This is a genomic window from uncultured Kocuria sp. (assembly GCF_947500125.1).
Classification (GTDB): domain Bacteria; phylum Actinomycetota; class Actinomycetes; order Actinomycetales; family Micrococcaceae; genus Kocuria.
Map to the genome: position 1 here is coordinate 65,340 of NZ_CANMRA010000005.1, position 16,426 is coordinate 81,765.

Annotated in this window: 15 protein-coding genes and 1 riboswitch; of the genes, 1 reads left to right on the forward strand and 14 read right to left on the reverse strand. The window is 74.0% G+C overall.

Annotation, left to right across the window (positions count from 1 at the left end; translation table 11 throughout):
* Positions 1 to 31: 31 nt before the first annotated feature.
* The 13 genes from Q0817_RS04955 to Q0817_RS05015 all read right to left on the reverse strand — a co-directional run bounded on the left by Q0817_RS04955 (position 32) and on the right by Q0817_RS05015 (position 14,864).
* Entirely contained in the window at positions 32 to 997 is a 966-nt protein-coding gene (locus Q0817_RS04955; RefSeq protein WP_298585046.1) for a hypothetical protein, read from the reverse strand.
* Positions 997 to 1,677 (reverse strand): nicotinate-nucleotide adenylyltransferase, encoded by a 681-nt coding sequence (gene nadD, locus Q0817_RS04960; RefSeq protein WP_298585185.1) that lies wholly within the window; start codon positions 1,675 to 1,677, stop codon positions 997 to 999. Before nadD ends, Q0817_RS04955 begins: the two co-directional genes overlap by 1 nt.
* Positions 1,678 to 1,738: 61 nt before the next feature.
* Positions 1,739 to 1,987: a hypothetical protein gene (locus Q0817_RS04965; protein WP_298585047.1), complete on the reverse strand. Its 249-nt coding sequence runs from the start codon at positions 1,985 to 1,987 to the stop codon at positions 1,739 to 1,741.
* A gap of 119 nt (positions 1,988 to 2,106) precedes the next feature.
* A complete protein-coding gene (locus Q0817_RS04970) occupies positions 2,107 to 3,465 on the reverse strand; it encodes a glutamate-5-semialdehyde dehydrogenase (RefSeq protein ID WP_298585048.1) in 1,359 nt (452 codons plus the stop codon).
* On the reverse strand, positions 3,462 to 4,715 hold the full coding sequence (gene proB, locus Q0817_RS04975) for a glutamate 5-kinase (RefSeq protein WP_298585049.1): 1,254 nt from the start codon (positions 4,713 to 4,715) through the stop codon (positions 3,462 to 3,464). The genes Q0817_RS04970 and proB overlap by 4 nt, the downstream gene beginning before the upstream one ends.
* Positions 4,716 to 4,827: 112 nt before the next feature.
* Positions 4,828 to 6,393, reverse strand: coding sequence for a GTPase ObgE (gene obgE / locus Q0817_RS04980; protein WP_298585050.1), 1,566 nt, complete (start codon positions 6,391 to 6,393; stop codon positions 4,828 to 4,830).
* Between the two features lie 154 nt (positions 6,394 to 6,547).
* The gene (gene rpmA / locus Q0817_RS04985) at positions 6,548 to 6,805 is read right to left on the reverse strand and encodes a 50S ribosomal protein L27 (RefSeq protein ID WP_017834601.1); all 258 of its coding nucleotides are present in this window, start codon (positions 6,803 to 6,805) and stop codon (positions 6,548 to 6,550) included.
* Between the two features lie 60 nt (positions 6,806 to 6,865).
* Positions 6,866 to 7,177: a 50S ribosomal protein L21 gene (gene rplU, locus Q0817_RS04990; RefSeq protein WP_017834600.1), complete on the reverse strand. Its 312-nt coding sequence runs from the start codon at positions 7,175 to 7,177 to the stop codon at positions 6,866 to 6,868.
* 220 nt (positions 7,178 to 7,397) lie between these two features.
* A complete protein-coding gene (locus Q0817_RS04995) occupies positions 7,398 to 8,918 on the reverse strand; it encodes a bifunctional hydroxymethylpyrimidine kinase/phosphomethylpyrimidine kinase (RefSeq protein ID WP_298585054.1) in 1,521 nt (506 codons plus the stop codon).
* Positions 8,915 to 9,598 carry a thiamine phosphate synthase gene (gene thiE / locus Q0817_RS05000; RefSeq protein WP_298585055.1) on the reverse strand — a complete coding sequence of 228 codons (684 nt, stop codon included), beginning with the start codon at positions 9,596 to 9,598 and terminating at the stop codon, positions 8,915 to 8,917. The genes Q0817_RS04995 and thiE overlap by 4 nt, the downstream gene beginning before the upstream one ends.
* A gap of 85 nt (positions 9,599 to 9,683) precedes the next feature.
* Positions 9,684 to 10,559, reverse strand: coding sequence for a hydroxyethylthiazole kinase (gene thiM, locus Q0817_RS05005; protein WP_298585057.1), 876 nt, complete (start codon positions 10,557 to 10,559; stop codon positions 9,684 to 9,686).
* A riboswitch (TPP riboswitch) is annotated at positions 10,551 to 10,644 on the reverse strand. Its footprint overlaps the gene before it by 9 nt.
* A gap of 46 nt (positions 10,645 to 10,690) precedes the next feature.
* A complete protein-coding gene (locus tag Q0817_RS05010) occupies positions 10,691 to 11,425 on the reverse strand; it encodes a nuclear transport factor 2 family protein (protein WP_298585058.1) in 735 nt (244 codons plus the stop codon).
* A 193-nt stretch (positions 11,426 to 11,618) separates the two neighbouring features.
* Positions 11,619 to 14,864, reverse strand: a complete 3,246-nt coding sequence (locus Q0817_RS05015) for an Rne/Rng family ribonuclease (RefSeq protein WP_298585059.1) — start codon at positions 14,862 to 14,864, stop codon at positions 11,619 to 11,621.
* A gap of 427 nt (positions 14,865 to 15,291) precedes the next feature.
* On the opposite strand from Q0817_RS05015, the gene Q0817_RS05020 reads away from it, so the two are divergent.
* On the forward strand, positions 15,292 to 15,924 hold the full coding sequence (locus tag Q0817_RS05020; protein ID WP_298585060.1) for a vitamin K epoxide reductase family protein: 633 nt from the start codon (positions 15,292 to 15,294) through the stop codon (positions 15,922 to 15,924).
* A gap of 84 nt (positions 15,925 to 16,008) precedes the next feature.
* On the opposite strand, the gene ndk is transcribed toward Q0817_RS05020, so the two are convergent.
* A complete protein-coding gene (ndk, locus tag Q0817_RS05025) occupies positions 16,009 to 16,425 on the reverse strand; it encodes a nucleoside-diphosphate kinase (RefSeq protein WP_298585061.1) in 417 nt (138 codons plus the stop codon).
* Position 16,426: the final 1 nt, after the last annotated feature.

Here is a 16,426-nt window from a genome sequence, read left to right on the forward strand (position 1 = left end):
AACGAGTGGTGCAGAACAGCGGGTGGTGCGCTCACAGCACGAAGAGCACGAGCACGACGACGAGGGCCGCGAGCAGCGCCGGCAGCAGCAGGACCCACCAGGCGGTGCCCGTCCGGCGCCGGTACTCCCGCGGCTCGAGCAGCTCGAGCCCCTCGGCGGTGCCGGCCGGCACGGGCGGGGCCGGCGGCTCCTCCTCGGACCACGACTCCGAGGGCGCCGGTGCGGGCTCGGCCGGAGCGGCGGGATCGGGCAGAGCCCCCGGTGGATCCTCGGCGCTCCACGGGGCCTCGTGGTCGTCGGGGGCGGCCGACGTGGCGGCGTGGGAGCCGTGGTGCTCGATGTCCCCTGGCGCCACGATCTCGATGTGCGTGAGCGCGGCCAGGTCCTCCGGCGCGAGCCGGTTGCTGAACAGGGCCGGGTCGACGTGCACGGGGTCGTGGGACACGTGCCCGTCCGGCCCGCCCGGACCGCCGCCGCCGGGGAACACCACGGTGATCTGCTCGAGCGGCTCCTGCGGACCTTCCGGCGGCGCCGCGGAGAGCGGCTCCGGAGGAGGTGCCGCGGGATCCGGGGCGGCCGGTTCCCGGACGGCGGTTCCCGTGCCGGGGTCGGCCTGGGCGGCCCCGGCCTGGGCGGCGAGCTCAGCGAACCGGCGCTGCTTCTCGAGCAGCTCCGGGTCCGCGGGTCCCCCGCCGGCCTCCTCGAGCTCGCGGGCCCGCTCCGCCAGCTCGCGCTGGAGGCGGGCCAGCCGCCGCGGACCGAGGGGCTTGACGGGGCGCACCGGCACGGCGTCCTCGCCGAGGTCGATGACGGGGGCGGGCCCGGAGGCCACCGGTGGCGTGACCGGGCTCCGCTCGTCCTCCCGCTCCGGGGTGTCCCGCACGCCGTCCTCGCCGAGGTCTGTGCGGGGGGCCGATCCGGAGGGCACCGGCGGCGTCCCCGAGGTCCGCTCGTCCTCCCGCTCCGGGGTGTCCCGCACGCGGTCGTCGCCGGCCATCAGGGTGCCTTCGCCGAGGCGTTGCGGGCGCCGACGTGGTCCGCCGCCGCCACGTCCCCCGGACCGAGGTAGAGCGCGTACTTGTGGATGTACTGCACCACGCCGTCGGGCACGAGGTACCAGACGGGCTTGTGCTCGGCCACGCGGGCGCGGCAGTCCGTGGACGAGATCGCCATCGCGGGCACCTCGAGCAGGTTCACGCCGCTGGACCCCACGGGCGCGGCGAGGTCGTGCCCCGGCCGGGTGACGCCGACGAAGTGGGCGAGCTGCCAGAGCTCCTCCGCGCCCTTCCAGGTCAGGATCTCCGCCATGACGTCCGCGCCCGTGATGAAGAACAGGTCCGCCTCCGGGCGCTGACGCTTCAGGTCCCGCAGGGTGTCGACCGTGAACGTGGGCCCGTCGCGCTCGATGTCCACCCGGCTGACGGTGAACCGCGGGTTGGAGGCCGTGGCGATCACGGTCATGAGATAGCGGTGCTCCGCGGGGCTCACCGCCCCGGCCGCCTTCTGCCAGGGGTGCCCGGTGGGCACGAAGACGACCTCGTCGAGGTCGAACTCCCCCGCCACCTCGGACGCGGCCACGAGGTGGCCGTGGTGGATGGGATCGAACGTCCCGCCCATGACGCCGAGCCTGGTGCGGCCCGGCGTCCGGGGCGGGACGGCCGTGCCCGACAGGGGCAGGTCCCGGGTCCGGGCGGCGGTGTCCTGCGAAGCGGTCGTCACGACGGTGGGGTTCCCCGGCTCAGGCGTGGCGCTTGGCGGCGTACTCGTCGAGCATGGCGCGCTCGTCCGCGGGCAGGTCGGCGGGGTCCTCGTGCTCGCCGACCTCCGGGCTCAGGCCCCGGTTGGCGTAGGACAGCGTCACCACCAGGAGACCGATCAGCACCACGAAGATGGAGACTCCCCAGACCCACGCGGGAACTCCGGACTCGGCGGCGGCGGGCCCGCCCTCGGCGGCGGCGAGGACGGTGGTGACGGTCTGCTGGAACATGGGGATCCCTTCTGGCGCCGGCGTGGCGGCGGGGGTGGTCGGTGGGCGGCCCGTGCCGCCGGCGGGCCCGGGCGGTTCTCATCGTACTGAATCCGCGGCGGGCCCGCCGCGTGCGGGACTCAGGCGCGGATGTGCCCGTCGCCCTGGACGATCCACTTCGTGGTGGTCAGCTCCTCCAGGCCCATGGGCCCGCGCGCGTGCATCTTCTGGGTGGAGATGCCGATCTCGGCGCCGAGGCCCAGCTGGCCGCCGTCGGTGAACCGGGTGGAGGCGTTGACCATGACCGCGGCGGCGTCGATCTCGGCGACGAACCGTTCGGCGTCCGCGAGGTCGTTGGTCACGATCGCCTCCGTGTGCCGGGTGGACCACCGGTCGATGTGCTCGAGCGCCTCGTCCAGGGAGTCCACCACCTTCACGGCCAGGTCCATGGACAGGTACTCGGTGCCCCAGTCCTCGTCGGTGGCGCGCAGGTGGTGGCTGCCGGCGGGGAGCATGGCCTCGGCCCGCTCGTCGACGTGCAGCGTGACGCCGGCCCGGTCGAGGGCCGCCAGCACGGCGGCCCCGTGCTGGAACCCGCTGTGCAGCAGGAGGGTCTCCGTGGTGTTGCACGTGCTCGTGCGGTGGGTCTTGGAGTTGACCACCACGTCCACGGCCATGTCCTTCGACGCCGAGTGGTCGACGAAGAGGTGCACGTTGCCCTCGCCGGTCTCGATGACGGGGACCTTGGCGTTCTGGACGACGGACTGGATCAGCCCGTGCCCGCCGCGCGGAATGAGGACGTCGACCTTCCCGCGGGCCGCCATGAGCGCGTTCGCGCCCTCGCGGCCGTACTCGTCGACGCTCTGGACGCAGTCCACGGGCAGCTTCACGTCCGCGAGGGAGTCCCGGATGATGCCCACGAGGGCCCGGTTGCTCTCCTCCGCGGCCGAGCCGCCGCGCAGCAGCACCGCGTTGCCGGACTTCAGGGCGATGCCGGCGATGTCCACGGTGACGTTGGGGCGGGCCTCGTAGATGGCTCCGACCACGCCCATCGGCACGCGCACCTGGCGCATCCGCAGGCCGTTGGGCAGGGTGGACCCGCGCACGAACCCGCCCACGGGGTCGGGCAGGGCGGCCAGCTCGCGCAGGCTCTCGGCCAGCCCGGTGATCCGGTCGGCGTCCAGCTTGAGCCGGTCCAGGAGGGCCGTGGAGGTCCCGTTCACGCGGCCGCGCTCGAGGTCCTTCGCGTTCGCGGCGAGCACCACGTCCTGCTTGCGCTCGATGCGGTCGGCGATGGCGAGCAGCGCCCGGTCCTTCCAGGCCCGGGTGGCGCGGCCGAGGACGCGGGCGGAGTCCCGGGCGTCGTCGGCCATGGCGGCCACGCCGGCGACGGGGTCCTCCCCGAAGATGGCGATGACGCCGTGGTCTGACACGACCGCCTTGTCGGTCGTGCGGGTGGCTTCGTCGGTGGTCACGGAATCGTGTGCGGCGGAAGTCATTTCTTCAGTTTAGTCCGTGCGCCGCGTGCGCGCAGGACCACGAGGTTGTCCACGTGCACGAGCTCCCGGCTGTAGTCGTCTCCGAGCTCGTCCGCCAGGACGGAGGTGGACTTGCCGAGCATCGGCGGGATCTCGTCCGAGGAGTAGTTGCTCAGCCCGTGCGCGATCTCCTTGCCCGCGGGGTCCCGCAGCGAGACGGGCTCCCCCGCCTCGAAGGTGCCGGACACGCCGGTGACCCCGGCGGCCAGCAGGGAGTTGCGGTCGCGGATCGCGTCGACGGCGCCCGGGTCCAGGGTCAGGGAGCCCTTGATGTCCGCGAGGTGGGCCAGCCACAGCAGCCGGACGTTGCGCCGCCCGCCGGAGGTCGCGAACCAGGTGCCGACGTCCTCGCCGTCCAGGGCGCGGGTGATGTTCTGCGCCGAGGTGACGAGCGCGGGGATGCCCGAGGCCGCCGCGATGCGCGCCGCCTGGACCTTGGTCACCATGCCGCCCGAGCCCACACCGGCGGCTCCGACCGACCCGATCTGCACACCCTCGAGGTCCTTGATGGGGTCGTTGACCACCGGGATCCGCTCCCCGCCCTTGCGGGGGTCCATGGTGTAGAGGGCGTCGACGTCGGAGAGCAGCAGCAGGACGTCGGCCTTGATGAGGTGGGCGATCAGGGCGGCGATCCGGTCGTTGTCGCCGAACTTGATCTCCTGGCTGGAGACGGCGTCGTTCTCGTTGACGATCGGGAGCACTCCGAAGTCGAGGAGCCGCTCGATCTGGCGGTGCGTGTTCTTGTAGTGGCTGCGGCGCATCAGGTCCTCCGCGGTGACCAGCACCTGGCCCACGGTGACGCCGAAGCGGGCGAAGGACTCGATGTAGCGGCCCATGAGCAGCCCCTGGCCCACGGCGGCCGCGGCCTGCTTGCCGGCCAGGTTCTTGGGCCGCCGGGACAGCCCCAGGGGCGCCAGGCCGGCCGTGATCGCGCCCGAGGACACGAACACGAGCTCGATGCCGCGGGCCTTCGTCTCGCCGAGGGCGTCCACGATCATCCGCACGGCCTGCTCGTCGATCGAGCTCTCGATGGACGTCAGCGAGGACGAGCCGACCTTGACCACCACGCGGTGGGCGCGCGGGATGTCCTCGCGGCGCTCGATGGGGCTGCGCCGGTTCTTGCCGCGGTTCTCGCTGCTGAGCTGGACCGCGGACTTCTCCGCGACCTCCTCGAGCTGCTCGACGTCGATCTCGTTCGTCTGCTCGTTCATCCTGGGCGTCTCCCTCGTCCGGTGGGCGTCGTCGGTGTGTCGGTCAGTCGTTGGTCGGGTGGTGGCCGCGGGTCGGGCCGTGCGAGCGGTCGGGCCCGTCCCGCGGGCGCGGTCAGTCGTCGGTGCCGGAGCCGTGCGGGGCCTCGCCGCGCCGGGCGTCGACCGACTCGGTCCACACCCCGGCGGTGCGCTCGGCCTCGAGCTCGGCGCGGGCGGCGGCCTTGGCGTCCTTGCGGTCCTGGTACTGCTGGCGCTTCTGCTCGCGGGTGGGACGGTCGATGTCCGCGAAGCGCAGGTCGGTGCCGCGGGGCCCGGCCAGCAGCTCGGCGCCGCCGACCATCGTGGGCTCCCAGTCGAAGACCACGCCGTCGTCCTCGGGCCCGATGAGCACGGCGTCGCCGGGCCGGGCGCCCTGCTTGAACAGCTCCGACTCGACGCCGAGCTTCGCGAGCCGGTCGGCGAGGTAGCCGACGGCCTCCTCGTTGTTGAAGTCCGTCTGCAGGATCCAGCGGTCGGGCTTGTCGCCGCGCACGTGCCACAGCGGCTCGAGGTTGCGCTCCTCGCGGGTGATGGTGAACTCGGGCCCGCGCACCCCCTTGGGGCGCAGGACGACCCGCGGCGCCTCCGCCGGGGCGGGACGCGCCGCCCGGGCCTGCTGCACGACCTCGCCCATGGCGAAGGTCAGCGGGCGCAGGCCCTCGTGGGAGGCGGTGGAGATCTCGAACACGCGGTAGCCGCGGGACTCGAGCTCGGGCCGCACGAACTCGGCGAGCTCCCGGGCCTCGAGGACGTCGATCTTGTTCAGCACCACGAGGCGGGGCCGGTCGTTGAGGGGCACCGCCTGCCCGCCGTCGAGGTCGCCGTCCACCGCGTATCCGGCGAGCTCCGCCTCGATCGTCTCGAGGTCCGAGACCGGGTCGCGCCCGGGCTCGAGGGTCGCGCAGTCGAGGACGTGCACGAGTGCGGCGCAGCGCTCGACGTGGCGGAGGAACTCCAGGCCGAGGCCCTTGCCCTCGGAGGCGCCGGGGATCAGGCCCGGGACGTCGGCCACGGTGTAGCGCACGTCCCCGGCCTGCACCACGCCGAGGTTCGGGACGAGCGTGGTGAACGGGTAGTCCGCGATCTTGGGGCGGGCGGCGCTGATGGCGGCGACGAGACTGGACTTGCCGGCGGAGGGGTAGCCGACCAGGGCGATGTCGGCGATGGACTTCAGCTCCAGGACCACGTCGCGGGCCGAGCCCGGTGTGCCGAGGAGCGCGAAGCCCGGGGCCTTGCGCTTGACGGAGGCCAGTGCGGCGTTGCCCAGCCCGCCCTGCCCGCCCGGGGCGGCGACGAACTCGGAGCCCTGCCCCACGAGGTCGGCCAGGACGTTGCCGTCCTGGTCCTTCACCACGGTGCCGTCGGGGACGGAGAGGACGAGGTCCTCGCCCTTGTGCCCGTGGCGGAGGTCGCCCTTGCCGGGGCCTCCGTTGGGCGCGGACTGGTGGGGCGCGTGGTGGTAGTTCAGCAGCGTGGTGGTCTGGCCGTCCACGCGCAGGACCACGCTGCCGCCGTCCCCGCCGTTGCCCCCGTCCGGCCCGCCGAGCGGCTTGAACTTCTCGCGGCGGATGGACACGCAGCCGTGCCCCCCGGAACCGCCGGAGACGTGCAGGACGACGCGGTCGACGAAACTGGCCACGGGGAACTCCTCTGGTCAAGAACGGACGGGCCCGCGCACGGGCCACGTTAAGACTGTAGAGGGCGGGCGCTGGACGCACCCACCCTCTACACAACAATCAATGGGTGGCGCGGGTCGGAACCCGCACCGGGACCGGCGGAGCCGGTCCTTCCGACTACTCGGCGGCAGCCTGGATGTTGACGACCTTGCGGCCCCGGCGGGTGCCGAACTCGACCTGACCGGCGGCCAGGGCGAACAGGGTGTCGTCGCCACCGCGGCCGACGTTCAGGCCGGGGTGGAAGTGGGTGCCGCGCTGCCGGACGAGGATCTCGCCGGCGTTGACGGTCTGGCCGCCGAAGCGCTTCACGCCGAGGTACTGCGCGTTGGAGTCGCGACCGTTGCGAGTGGAGCTCGCGCCCTTCTTGTGTGCCATGAGGTGTGCCTACCTTCGGGTCTTTACTGGCTGATGGAGTCTGGAGGGGGACCGGGCCGATCAGGCGTCGATGCCGGTCACCTTCACGGTGGTCAGCTCGGCACGGAAGCCCTGGCGCTTCTTGTAGCCGGTCTTGTTCTTGAACTTCTGGATGGAGATCTTCGGACCGCGGAGGTTCTCGACGATCTCGGCCGTGACCTTGACGCTCGCCAGGGTCTGGGCATCCGAGGTGATCTTGTCCCCGTCGACCAGCAGCAGGGCAGGGAGCTCGATGGTGCTGCCTGCTCCGCCGGCGACGCGGTCAAGGGTAACGAGGTCTCCGACGGAAACCTTTTCCTGGCGGCCGCCAGCGCGGACAATCGCGTACACCACTTGGGAACTCACTTCTCTCGACGTCATGTGTAAACAGTGTGGGTCGAGCGCATACCTGTCAGGACCAACGACGTTGAGACGAGCTGTCGGTGACCGGCCCGTGGGACTAGGCCGAGGTCAGCGCAGGTTCGCCGCAATTCAGGAACTGCACCCGCATGTGCCGCCAGGTGGGGTGTCGAGTTTTTACACGCGCGCACCGGCATGGCACCGAAGATCAAGACTACTCGATCCGGTCAATGCCCGCCAACCGGCGCTCCGTCACCGGCGCGGCGAAGAAGTCCCGCTCGAGCGCGCACGCCTCCAGGAACACCTCCCGCATCCGCTCCCGGACGTCCGCCGGGGAGTCGCGCGCCGCGTCGTCGAGCAGCCGGCGGGCCGTGCGGGTGGCCTCCTGGAACTCCTCGTCCGCGTACGTGGCCAGCCAGTCCGCGTAGGGGTGCTCGCCGGCCCCGCCCGCCGCGGCGAGCTTGCCCAGGTGGCGGCCCACGTCGGCGTACACCCAGTAGCACGGGAGCACGGCCGCGAGGCCGACGGGATAGGGCTCCGCGGCGGTGGCGGCCAGCAGGAAGGTGGTGTAGCGCCGCGTCACCTCGCCCGGCTCGTCCCGGGCGCCGCCGTCCCCGGCGTGCCGCAGCCGGGCCCGGTGGAGCTGGGCCTCGGTCTCGGTGCAGGACACCGCCCCGGCCGCGAAGAACAGCCGCTGCTCCTCGTCCGGGGCCTTGGCGGCCAGCAGGGCGAGCGCCCGGCTGTAGCCGTCGAGGTACTGCAGGTCCTGGTCGAGATAGGCGAGGAAGCGGTCCGGCTCGAGCCGGCCGTCGCCGAGGCGGCGGACGAACTCGAGCTCCTCGATCTCGCGCCGCACGGCGGCGGAGTCCTCCCACAGCTCGTCGCTGAACCGCTCCGGCGCCGTGCCCCAGGTCTCGAGAACGTCCTGGACGTGGTGGAAGTGGTGGACGGGGCCGCTCCCGTGGCCGACGGAGAGATCCCCGGAGGCCTCGAGGGCCCCGCGCAGCCAGTCCCTGGCGATCCGCAGGCTCCGCGGCCAGTCCCCGTGCCGGGCCTGGAGAGTGGCCAGGGCCGAGGACAGGGAGCACCCGGTGCCGTGCGAGTTCTCGGTGGGCACGCGGACCCCGTCGAACGCCACGAGGGGCTCCGGGGCGTCCGGGCCCACGAGGGCGTCGGGGGTCCGGTCCCCGGTGAGGTGCCCGCCCTTGACGAGCACCAGGGTCCCGTGGGCGCGGGCCACGCGGTGGCCCTGCGCGAGCGCCTCCTCCCACGACGACGCCGTGTCCTCCCCGGCGAGCACGGCGAGCTCCTGCAGGTTCGGGGTGATCAGGTCCGCGAGGCCCAGCATCGAGCGCAGGGCGTCCTCGGCGTCGGGCTCGAGCAGGCGTCCTCCGGAGGTCGCGACCATGACGGGGTCCAGGACCACGACCGGCGGCCGGTGGGTCACGAGCCACCGGGTGACGGCCTCGATGACCGGCACGGAGCCGAGCATCCCGATCTTGACGGCGTCGATCTCGACGTCCTCGGCGACCGCGTCGAGCTGGGCCGAGAGGAACTCGACCGGCGGGACGTGGATGGAGCGCACGCCCACGGTGTTCTGCACGACGACGGCCGTGACGGCGCTCATCCCGTAGCCGCCCATCGCGGCGATCGACTTGAGGTCGGCGTGCTGGCCGGCCCCGCCCGTGGGGTCGGTGCCGGCGACGGCCAGGACACGGGGCACACGTGCGGTCACGGGGCCACCTCCTCGGCGGGCACGGCGGCGAAGGCCCGCGCGTAACGGGCGGCCGCGGCCGCGGGGTCGGGGTCGGCGCAGATCCCGGAGACCACGGCCAGCCCGGCGGCGCCGGCGGCGCGCAGGCCGGTGGCGTCCTCGACCTGCACCCCGCCGATGGCCAGGCAGGGCAGCGAGGTGCGGGCCGCGGCGCGGGCGAAGCCCTCGACGCCCAGCGGCTCGGGGTGGTCGGGCTTCGTGCGGGTCGCCCGCACCGCCCCCACGCCCAGGTAGTCGACCGTGCCGGCGGGCAGCGCGGAGGCGGCGTCGAGCTCCCGCGCCGTGGCCGCGCTGAGGCCGAGCACGGCGTCGGGACCGCAGATCCGCCGGGCGAGCGCCACGGGCAGGTCCGACTGGCCGACATGCACCCCCGCCACGGGGGCGCCGGCCGCGCGGGCGGCGAGGTAGACGTCCGCGCGGTCGTCCACGAGCACGGGCACCTCCCGGCCCACCCGCTCGGCGACGGCCGTCAGCAGGGCGACGAGCTCGCGGACCGGGGCATTCTTCTCGCGGACCTGGACCATGGTGGCGCCCCCGCGCACGGCGGCCGCCACGACGTCCGGGACCGTCCGGGGCGCGCTCAGGGCGGTGTCCGTGACGAGGTGCAGGGCCAGGGCGGCGGGGTCGAGGCGCGGGCTCATCGGAGGCCCTCCTCGCGCACGAGCTCCGCCCGGGCGGCGACCGTCCCCAGGTGCAGGGCCAGGGCGGCGGGGTCGAGGCGCGGGCTCATCGGAGGCCCTCCTCGCGCACGAGCTCCGCCCGGGCGGCGATCCGCTCCGGCGTGACGGCGTGCAGCCGGTCCAGCAGCGCCACGGCGAAGGAGCCGGGTCCGGTGGAGTCGGCGGCCGCGTCCTCGGCCGCGAGGGTGTACACCGTGGTGGCGGCCACGGCCGCGGCGGCCGGATCCGCGCGCACGGCGGTGAACGCGGCCATGAGGGCGCCCAGGGCGCAGCCGCCGCCGGTGATGCGCGTCAGCAGGTCCGTGCCGTGCGGGACGCGCACGACGGTGCCGTCCGGGGAGCGCACGAGGTCCACGGGTCCGGACACGGCCACCGCCGAGCCGGCCCGCTCGGCGATCGCCGCCGCGGCGTCCCGGGCCGCGTCGACGCCGTGGGTGGAGTCCGTGCCGCGCCCGCCGGTGCCGCCGGCGAGGGCGATGACCTCGGAGGCGTTGCCGCGCACGATCGCCGGCCGGAACTCGAGCAGGTCCCGGGCCAGCGCGGTGCGCACGGGCAGGGCGCCCACCGCCACGGGGTCCAGGACCCACGCCCGGCCCGCACGGTGCCGGGCCCCGACGGCCTCGTAGGCGGCACCGCGCTGCTCGGCGGTGGGCGTGCCGGTGTTGACGAGCAGGCCGTCGGCGAGCTGCGCGAAGACCCCGCCCTCGCCCTGGATGTCGGTCATCGCCGGGGACGCGCCCACGGCCAGCAGCGCGTTGGCGGTGAAGTTGGTGACCACGGCGTTGGTGATGCACTGCACGAGCGGCGCCGCGGAGCGCAGGTCCTCCAGGGCCGCGGCGGCGTCCTCGGCGAGCGCGGGGTCCGGTGGCACCGGCCGGTCGGCTCCCGGTGTGCGGGCGGACGTGGGTACGGCATCGCGCATCTGCGACATCCCTTCGCTAGTACTGGCTAGATCAGGTTCGACGGGTGTGTTCTCAGCCGCTCGCGCGGCACCCCGTGTCAGGTGTGCTGCCAGTCTAGCCGCAGCCGGCTCCCGCCCCGGCTCCCCCGGACTCAGAACATGCCGTTGGCGTGCGCCATCGTCTCCGGCACCGGCTGGGCGACGCCCCAGTGCTCCACGATCCGGCCGTCCTCGAGGCGCCAGAGGTCGTAGCAGGCGACCGTGCCGGCGGGACCGTCGCCACGGTCGTCCCCGGTGGCGGCCTCCGCGACGGTCAGCACGAAGTTCCCCTCGCCGACCACCCGGCGCAGCCGCCGGTACGCGGGCCGCGGGCCGTCCGGCGCGCCGGTGGCGTGCTCGGTGCAGCCGCGGGCGCTCATGTGGTCCTGGACGGCGTGGCGGTCCCCGGCGACGAGGGCGGACTCGACCCACTCGGCGGCGATGCGCTTGTTGTCCTGCGTGCGCTCGTGATCCGTGACCGCGACCGGACCGTCGAGCTGGGGGCGGGTGCCGTCGGCGCCCGTGCGCAGGGGCTCGAGGACGTCCCAGTGCTCGGCGATCCGTCCGTCCTCCACCCGGAAGACGTCGAAGCCGACCAGGGGCTCCGGACCGAGCCCCTCGTACACCGAGTGGACGGCCACCGTCCCGTGGTCGTCGAGCATCCGGACCATGTCCACGCGGAAGTCGTCGGGCATGCTCTGCACGAACTGCCTGAGCCCCTCGCGGCCGTCCGGCGCGAGCGGCGAGTGCTGGATGAAGTCCTCCGTGTAGTGACGGTCCACGGCCGACGGATCCCGGTGGACGAAGAGTTCCGTGCCGGTGGTGCGGATGGTGTCTGCACTGGTCATGGCGATGCTCCCTGGAACGGGCGGCCGCTCTCCCGGCGGACGGGACGGCGGCCCCGGGTGTGCTGTGGTGCGCACCACGGTACGCCGCCGCGCGGAGGGCGGGCAGGCCGGGACGGTCCGTGACGGCCCGCGACGGCGGAGGACCCCGACCGTGCCGGTCGGGGTCCTCCGTGGTGCTGCTCGGCGGGGCGGGTCAGCCCCGGTCGGCGGGCCGGCCGCTGGTGAGGTCCTCGGCCTTGACGCCGACGCCGACGACGGTCGGCGCCCGGCGCGGGGAGTCCTCCGGGGCGCGCTGGGCGACGGCCTTCGCCTCGTGCCGGGCGCCCTCCGCGGTGGCCGCCTGGCCGGCGGTCACCTCGGCCTCGCCCGGCCGGGCCGCCGGTGCCGAGGCACGCCGGGAGCGCCGACGGGGGCGCTCCGGCTCGGCGCCCAGCTGCGCCGGGACCCGCTGCGCCGGTGCCTGCTGCGCCGGGGCTGGAGCCTGCTGCGCCGTGCTCTCCCGCCCAGCGGTCCCCTGCTGGGGGACCTCCGCACGGGCGCCCTCCGCAGCGGCGCCCTCCGCAACGGTGGCCGCCTGGGGAGCGGATGCCGCGGCCGGTGCCTTGGGCTCGAAGGCCTCCGCGAGGGAGTCCAGGCTCAGCGGCCGGGCCTCGGCGGGCTCCTCCACGAGGGCGTGGCCCTGCGGCAGCTCGATGACCTCGCCCTTGATCGTCAGGCGCGAGCCCGGTTCGGCCGGCGAACCGTCGGCGGGGGCCTGCTCCGGTGCGGCCGGGGCGGGACTCTCCCCCGTCTCCGGCTGCTGCTCGGCCGCGTCCGCGCCCTGGCCCCGGTTGCGGCTGCGCTTGCCCCGCCGCTTCTTCCGGGAGCGCCCCGAGCCCTCGGGCCGGGACTCCGCCGGCGGGGCGGCCTCCTCGGCGGGGGCCGGCTCGTCCGCGGCGGCCTCCTCGTGATGGGTGGCAGCGGCGATGGTCGCGAACGCCGTCCGTGCGGCCTCGGCCTTGGCCTTCTCCGCGGGATCCGGCTCGCCGGAGCGCTGCTCCGTCCGGGCGGGCTGCTGCTCGCTCCGGCCCCCGCGGCCGCGCTTGCGCTCGGTCCGGTTCGGCCGCTGGTCGCGGGACTCGCCCGTGGCGCCGCCGGAGCGGCCCTCGAGCGGGTGGTCGTGGACCACCACGCCGCGACCGGCGCAGTGCTCGCACGGCTCGGAGAACACCTCGAGCAGGCCGGTGCCCATGCGCTTGCGCGTCATCTGCACGAGACCCAGCGAGGTCACCTCCGCCACCTGGTGCTTGGTGCGGTCCCGGCCCAGGCACTCCACCAGCCGGCGCAGCACGAGGTCCCGGTTGGCCTCGAGCACCATGTCGATGAAGTCGATCACGATGATCCCGCCGATGTCCCGCAGCCGCAGCTGCCGCACGATCTCCTCGGCCGCCTCCAGGTTGTTCTTGGTGACGGTCTCCTCGAGGTTGCCGCCGGAGCCGGTGAACTTGCCGGTGTTCACGTCGACCACCGTCATCGCCTCGGTGCGGTCGATCACGAGCGAGCCGCCCGAGGGCAGGAAGACCTTGCGTTCGAGCGCCTTCTGGATCTGTTCCTCCACGCGGTAGTTCACGAACAGATCCTCGTCCTCGTCCCACTTCTTGAGCCGGTCGAGCAGGTCCGGCGCGACGTAGGTCACGTACGCCTCGATGTTGTCCCACGCCTCGTCGCCCTGGACGACCATGGTGGTGAAGTCCTCGTTGAAGACGTCGCGGACCGTCTTGATCGTCAGGTCCGGCTCCGCGTAGAGCATCTCGGGGGGAAGCGTCTTCGTCGATCCCGCCCGCTCCTGGATCTGCTCCCACTGGGCGCGAAGCCGGTTGATGTCGTGGGTGAGCTCCTGCTCGGAGGCCCCCTCGGCGGCGGTGCGCACGATGACCCCCGCCCCGTCCGGCAGACGGTCCTTGAGGATCTTCTTCAGCCGGGCCCGCTCGACATCGGGCAGCTTCCGGGAGATCCCGGTCATCGACCCGCCCGGGACGTAGACCAGGTACCGGCCGGGCAGGGAGATCTGGCTCGTGAGCCGGGCGCCCTTGTGCCCCACCGGGTCCTTGGTGACCTGCACCAGGACCGAGTCCCCGGACTTCAGCGCGACCTCGATCCGGCGGGGCCCGCCCTCGACCCGCGACGCGTCCCAGTTGACCTCGCCGGCGTAGAGCACGGCGTTGCGGCCCCGGCCGATGTCGATGAACGCGGCCTCCATGGACGGCAGCACGTTCTGCACCTTGCCCACGTAGACGTTGCCGATGAGCGAGTCCTGCTGGGTGTGCGAGACGAAGTGCTCGGCCAGCACGCCGTCCTCCAGGACGCCGATCTGGATCCGGTTGTCCTTCTGCCGGACCAGCATCTGCCGCTCGACGGACTCGCGGCGGGCCAGGAACTCCGCCTCGGTGATCACCTGGCGGCGGCGGCCGGTCTGGCGGGAGTCGCGCCGGCGCTGCTTCTTGGCCTCGAGGCGCGTGGAGCCCTTCACGGCCACGACCTCGTCGGCCGTGGCGGTCTCCGCGGCCCGGGGCGCCCGGACACGGGTCACGGTGTTGGGCGGGTCGTCGTCGCTGCCGCCCACGAGCTCCATGTCGACCTCGCCGCGGCGGCGGCGGCGACGGCGACGGCTGGTGGTGCCCCCGCCCGAGCCCTGCCCGGCCTCCTCGCCCTCGTCGGCGAGCTCGGCCGTGTCCGGCTCCTCGGGACCGTCGCCCGGGTCCTCGGCGGAGGCGTTCTCCTCCTGCTGGCGGCGCCGCGCCTCCCGGCGGCGGGCGGCGCGCTGCTGAGCGGCCTCGCGCAGCTCGTCGAGGTCCGGGGCGTGGAACATCAGCGAGGCCGCCGTCACGACGGCGGCCGGCGCCGTGCGCGGCTCCCCGTCGTCGTCGGTGTCCTCGTCGTCGGTGTCCTGGGCAGCGGTGTCCTGGCCAACGGTGTCCTGACCAGCGGTGTCCGGACCGGCGGTGTCCTGGGGGTGGTCCTCCCCGGCACCGCTCGTCACGTCCGGCGCGGCCGGGGCGCCGGCCCCGGTGCCCAGGTCCTCGGCCTCGCCGGCGGGCTCGACGCCCTCGGCGGCCTCCTCGGCACCGGGCGTTCCGGGCGCGGGGCCCCCGGGCGCGGCGGCCTCCTGGGCCACCGCACCGGGGCGCTCGTCACCGGGGACCGCGGTCCCCGGAGCGACGTCGAGGGTGTCGGTCCCGGCGGAGTCCCCGCCGGCCGGCTCGGTGTCCGGCGCGGGCTGAGCGGCCTCCGACGGCTCGTCGAGGACGTCACCCGGCGCGTCGGCCGGGATCCCGGGTGCGGTGTCCTGCACCGTTCCCTCCGCCACCGGGAGGTCCCGGCGTGCGTCGTCCGATGTGTTCTGCTGACCAGCGTCCAGGGCGTCCTGCGCCCCGGCCTGGTTCTCCTGTTCGGCATCCATATACAGCTGTGCTCCTGCCGCGGTACGCCGTCCGTACCCGGTCCCCGCAGCGGCTTGGTCGGCGTATCGCCGGTGGGGGTCCACGCGGCGGCCAGAAGTCCTGTGCGTACCCGTCGCGTCCCGCACACCTCGCGAACGGGCGGGGACGGCAACGAGCCAGTCCGGGGCTTCGAGCCGCTGCTCACGAGGGCAACGGTCTTGAGCCGGCGGCGGACGCGCTCAATCCGATGAGAGCCGCGGGTCCTGCCGACCTGGGGTCGAAGTCCGACTGGGCCGAGATCCCGCGTACGGGCGGGCTCGACCGTGGCCAGTATCTCACAGACCCCCCGGTGCGGGCCGGATTGGCCTCGTCACGGCCCGCAACCCTCCGGCAGTGCTCCCGCGCCGGTCCGGGTGGACTCCGGGGAGCATCGCCTAGGATCGGCGTGTGACCTCCACTCCGTCCGCTCTCCACGACTCCCCCGCCGTGCCCCCCGGCCACGACCCCCGCGCCGACCGGCGCTGGGGACTCGTGGCGCTCGTGACGGCGGTCCTGGGCTTCTACGGCGCCGCCACACTGGTGTACGAACGGCTCCAGCTCTTCCTCGACGCCGGGCACCGCACCAGCTGCGACATCAACTCGTGGCTGTCCTGCGGCACCGTGATGCGCACGCCGCAGGCGGAGGCCTTCGGCTTCCCCAACCCCTTCATCGGCATCGTGGCCTACGCGGTCGTCGTGGCCGTTGCGCTGGCGGTGCTGGCCGGGGGCCGGTTCGCCGCCTGGTACTGGTGGGGGCTGCAGCTCGGGGTGACCCTCGGCTGGGTCTTCGTGCTGTGGCTGTGGTGGCAGACCACGTTCGAGATCAACGCGCTGTGCCTGTACTGCATGCTCGTGTGGGTGATGCAGACCGTCCTGGTCGTGCACACCACGGCCCGCAATCTGCGCGCCGGGGTGCTGCCGGCGCCCCGCGGCGTGGCGCGCGCCGCCGAGCAGTGGGCGTGGTTCGTGTCGGCGGCCCTGCTCGTGCTGATCTTCGGGACGGTGCTCGTCCGGTTCGCCGGGGTCATCTTCCCGGCGTGATCCCCGCCGGTCCCGGGCACCGCCCGGACGCCGACGGCCTCCACCCGGACAGGGTGGAGGCCGTCGGTCTCGGCGGAGCCGGTCTCAGGCGAACCAGATGCCGATCTCGCGCTCGGCGGACTCCGGGGAGTCGGAGCCGTGCACGAGGTTCTGCTGGACCGTCGAGCCCCAGTCCCGGCCGAGGTCGCCGCGGATCGTGCCCGGCGCGGCGGTGGTCGGCTCGGTGGTCCCGGCCAGGGACCGGAAGCCCTCGATCACTCGGTGGCCCTCGACGACGGCGGCCACGACCGGACCGCTCAGCATGAACTCGACGAGCGGCTCGTAGAACGGCTTCCCTTCGTGCTCCGCGTAGTGCTGCTCCAGCACCGAGCGCTCCGCGTGCAGCAGGCGCAGCTCGACGAGGCGGTAGCCCTTCGCCTCGATCCGGGCGAGGACCTCGCCGGTGAGGCCGCGGGCCACGCCGTCGGGCTTGACGAGGACGAGAGTGCGTTCCGTGGTCATG

Excerpts from the sequence above, each read along its gene's own strand:
- thiE (WP_298585055.1), bottom strand. The coding sequence starts at position 9,598 with ATGAGCCCGCGCCTCGACCCCGCCGCCCTGGCCCTGCACCTCGTCACG.
- Q0817_RS04970 (WP_298585048.1), bottom strand. The coding sequence starts at position 3,465 with ATGACTTCCGCCGCACACGATTCCGTGACCACCGACGAAGCCACCCGC.
- Q0817_RS05010 (WP_298585058.1), bottom strand. The coding sequence starts at position 11,425 with ATGACCAGTGCAGACACCATCCGCACCACCGGCACGGAACTCTTCGTC.
- Q0817_RS04965 (WP_298585047.1), bottom strand. The coding sequence starts at position 1,987 with ATGTTCCAGCAGACCGTCACCACCGTCCTCGCCGCCGCCGAGGGCGGG.
- thiM (WP_298585057.1), bottom strand. The coding sequence starts at position 10,559 with ATGCGCGATGCCGTACCCACGTCCGCCCGCACACCGGGAGCCGACCGG.
- proB (WP_298585049.1), bottom strand. The coding sequence starts at position 4,715 with ATGAACGAGCAGACGAACGAGATCGACGTCGAGCAGCTCGAGGAGGTC.
- ndk (WP_298585061.1), bottom strand. The coding sequence starts at position 16,425 with ATGACCACGGAACGCACTCTCGTCCTCGTCAAGCCCGACGGCGTGGCC.
- Q0817_RS04955 (WP_298585046.1), bottom strand. The coding sequence starts at position 997 with ATGGCCGGCGACGACCGCGTGCGGGACACCCCGGAGCGGGAGGACGAG.
- Q0817_RS05015 (WP_298585059.1), bottom strand. The coding sequence starts at position 14,864 with ATGGATGCCGAACAGGAGAACCAGGCCGGGGCGCAGGACGCCCTGGAC.
- rpmA (WP_017834601.1), bottom strand. The coding sequence starts at position 6,805 with ATGGCACACAAGAAGGGCGCGAGCTCCACTCGCAACGGTCGCGACTCC.